We start from the raw sequence: 3,909 nt of genomic DNA, 5'->3' as shown, positions 1-3,909 counted from the left end.
ACGGGCATCCCTATCCCGGTGGTGTCAGCCGACCTAACTTGCCCCGTGTGACGCGTCATCGAGCCGACCCGGGGTTTGGTCAACCGGAAATGGTGGTCAATTACAGCTACACCGCGAAAAACTTCCTCGGGGCCGGTGCCACGGTCATTTGGGAAGACGGGATGGACCCGACGTACAACCTCAGTTCGGATTTTGAATACGGCAGCACCGCAGAACTGGTGAACCGCACCAGTAGAACCGTGCGCAAAGTAGATCGCACCTACAACCGCTTTCATCTGCAAACCGAGGAAAAGACGACCCAGGCACACTGCGTCAAACGCGTCACCACCACGTATTACGCCGATAACCGACCGTTCGATCAGCAAGTCCCGCAGTTCCAGTTGCCCAAGGAAAAAACCACCCGTTGGGAGATGGACAACGATGGCACCAAGTTCCGGGCTGAAGTTGAACGGACAAGCTTTGATGAAAATGGCAATCCAACTGAAAAGATTGAATCGAGCGGCATCAAGACCGTCTACGCCTACTACCCCATAGAAGCGTCCGACGGTTGCCCGGCCGACCCGCACGGCTTTGTGCGCAGCCTGAAGGAAACGACGGTTTACCCCTCACCTGACGGCCAGGGCGAAACACCCGCACCGACCCTTTGTACCCGCCTGCGGCATGAAGCGCTCAAGCCGCTGGCCAACAGCGACTTGCAGGACTGGCTGGTCATCACCGATGAAACCTTGCTGCAAGTCGACGGTACAACCGAGACCGAGTTACAGCAGACCCTGCGCAGTTATAACCAACTGCCCAACGACGTATTCCTGCATGGTCGCTTGCTGAGTCAGCGTCAAATCATTAACGGCAAGACCACGCGCACCGACTATCAGTACAGCCAACCCGATAACACGCTGGCCGGTGGTGCGGTCTTGCAAATAGACGAACTACTGACAGGGTTCGACCACAAGGATGGAACCTATCATGCGCAAATCAGCCTCAAGCAGGTTTATTCACTGATCACGGGCCAACTGGTGCTCAAGGAGGATCTGACCAACGTGCCGATGCTCCTTCGCTATGACGCTCTGGGCCGGGTGACCAGCGAAACGGCGTCCCCCGGTGACCCACAGGCGCAAGCTACACGCACGTATGAATACACCTTGACTTCATCCGACGGTCAGCAATCCAGCATGGTGGTCACTGATGTCAAAAACGCCAAAACCATTACCCATTTCGACGGTTTGAACCGTGCTGTTTATCAAGGGCGAATCGAGCCAGACGCCGACTCAAGGGCTGAACCCCGTCAGATCTACGCGGCTGTGCACAACGAAATCGGCGAGTTGATCGAAGAAACCCACTTTGATTTGATCGGAGAAAAGCAACTCCCCATCACTCAGGCGTTCAAGTACGACAATTGGGGCATGCTGAGCAGCACCCTCGGCCTGGACGGTGTGGCGATCATTACCGACCTGTCGCCCTTTGGCGAAGACGGCCCCATAGAGCGCAATTGGCAGCAAAGCGACGAGCAACCGCCTCAGGTCAGCGGACTGACCATCAGCCACTACAATCGCTTCGGCAAAGTGGTTTCGACGCAACGCCTTGACGCCCAGCGCTTGAATGCGCACCTGCGCCAGACTCAGAGTCCCGATGCCCAGCTCTCGGTGAAGCAGCACCTGGACACCTTGTTGCTCAGCGAGCAATTGCAGGCGCTCGACACCAGCTATTACACCTATGACGGACTGGGCAATTGCATACAACTCAAGCAACTGACTGACGAACAGGAGCGTGTGACCCATTACGCGTACGACGCGTGGAAACGTGTTTCCAGTACCACGCTTCCCGACAAAACGATCGTCAACCGCCGCTTCGCCGACCACAGCTCCAGCGAGCTGACCATTGATTTGCAGGTGACCCCCGGCAACGCCAATCAGCCCACCGTCGTCGTAGGTCAGCAATCGTTCGACGGACTCGAACGCTTGACCGAGGTGCGGGTGGGTTCACTGGATAATCCAAGGGTTGAACAGTACCGCTATAAAGAGAGACAGATGCAGGTTTGGCGCCGCGTTACCCCGGCCCGAAAAAATATTGACCATGAATACAACCTGGCGCTCTCCCCGCAACCCGTCAGCATCACAACGTTGGAAGGCCAGGAGAATTACGCCTACGACCCCCTGGATGCGGCGATCAGCCGGGTAGGCACCGACGACAACGGTATCCAGTACAAGTACAGCGCCGACGGCCATTTGTTGAGCGAGAAACAAGTCGACAACGGTAAAACGATCCAGGACAGGCAATACGTTTACTCGTTGCTTGGCCGGCAAATGAGTAGCAGCGTTGCCGGCGGGCTGGACACGCACATGGAGTACGACGACAGCGGGCGCCTGGCAAAATTGACACAAGGCGAGCTTGAGGCCGAATTCACCTACAACGGGTTGAGCCTGCTCAGCAGGACCATCACCCGGAACCTGCGCACCCGGCTCTCACTCACGACTGAAGTGAAATATGACACCCTGACACGAGAAATCGAACGCACGTTTCAACTGACGGACCAACCGCTCCATACCCTTACACAAACCTGGTTTGCCGATGACCAGTTGCAAAGCCGCCACTTGCAAACCGCCGGGCGCAGCCTTCTCAAAGAAGAATTCACCTATGACCCGCGCAATCGGTTGATCAGGCACACCTGCTCTGGCGAAAACCTGCCCACCGATGTCTACGGCAATGCCATCACCCAACAAGTATTCACCTTCGATGCGCTGGACAATATCCAACGCTGCGTCACGACGTTCAAGGATGACACCACTGATATCGCGCGCTTCACCTACACCGGCGACGATGCATGCCAACTGTCGTCGGTCACGCATACCCATACCGCAGGCGGTTATCCGGCGAGCCAGTCATTCGAATACGATGCCGACGGCAACATGCTCAACGATCAGCACGGTAAACAATTGAGCTACGACAGCAGGGGTCGCCTGCTTGCCGTGAAAGATGTTTCAGGACAACAAACCTTGAGCACTTACCGTTATGACGGGCATAGCAACCTGTTAGGCGTGCGCGAGGACCAGCAAGAGGAAACCCTGCGGTTTTACAGCGGCTATCGTGTGCACCATACCGTGCAGGCGGATAAGCGCACTTACTACCTGCATCAGGCCGATACGCCCCTGGGTGAACAGCGGCTCAACGACCACGACCGCACCTTGTTGCTGATGACCGACGCCAGCCCAAGCGTAATCGGCGAGAGCTTGAACGGTTCCGTTCGCTGGGTGAGCTATAGCGCCTATGGCGCACGCAAGCTCTTCAACGAAGAGGAACTGCAAAGCCTGTTGGCCTTCAACGGCGAGGTGTGCGAAAGGTCTCACGGCTGGTATCTGTTGGGACGTGGCTATAGGGCATACAACCCCGGCCTGATGCGATTCCACAGCCCGGACTCGCTCAGCCCCTTCGCGGAGGGCGGGATCAACCCGTATATGTACTGCCGGGGTAATCCGATCAACCTGAGCGATCCAAGTGGCCACGCAGCTCGAGGGGGACGTCCAGAGTTGCCGGTTTACGTCGGTGGCGGAGGGATGAGTATCGAGGCATGGATTGGTGTGGGTTTGGCGGGGATATTTCTCGTAGGCTCAGCCATTCTCATGCCCTGGTCGGCCCCCATGTCGGTCATGTACATCGTCGCCATCGTCGGGATTGTGGGGCAAGCTGCAGGTGTCGGTCTGCAAGTTTGGGGGGGAATGACGAACGACAGTTTGCTGACTACCATTGGGTATGGCGTCGGCGCTGTCAGTGGATTGGTCAGTGGTGGCGCCATCTCCTCAGTGAGATCGACCGTAAAGGCCGCCCAGCTGGCGGCAAAAGAAGCTGCGAAAGCGGTGACTACGACGGCTACGGTGGCTACGGCGACTACGGACGTGGCGAGTGCTAGTGTTGGTG

The 3,909-nt window shown here is 57.1% G+C and carries 1 protein-coding gene; it reads left to right on the top strand.

What is annotated here, in order from left to right:
- Positions 1–161: 161 nt before the first annotated feature.
- Positions 162–3,909 (top strand): RHS repeat domain-containing protein (locus tag Q7W83_RS13185; protein WP_473656179.1); only part of this gene is annotated, 3,748 nt, incomplete at its 3' end.

The sequence above is a fragment of the Pseudomonas sp. 300 genome, from assembly GCF_055803035.1.
This window is presented reverse-complemented; position numbering and strand designations above follow the sequence as displayed.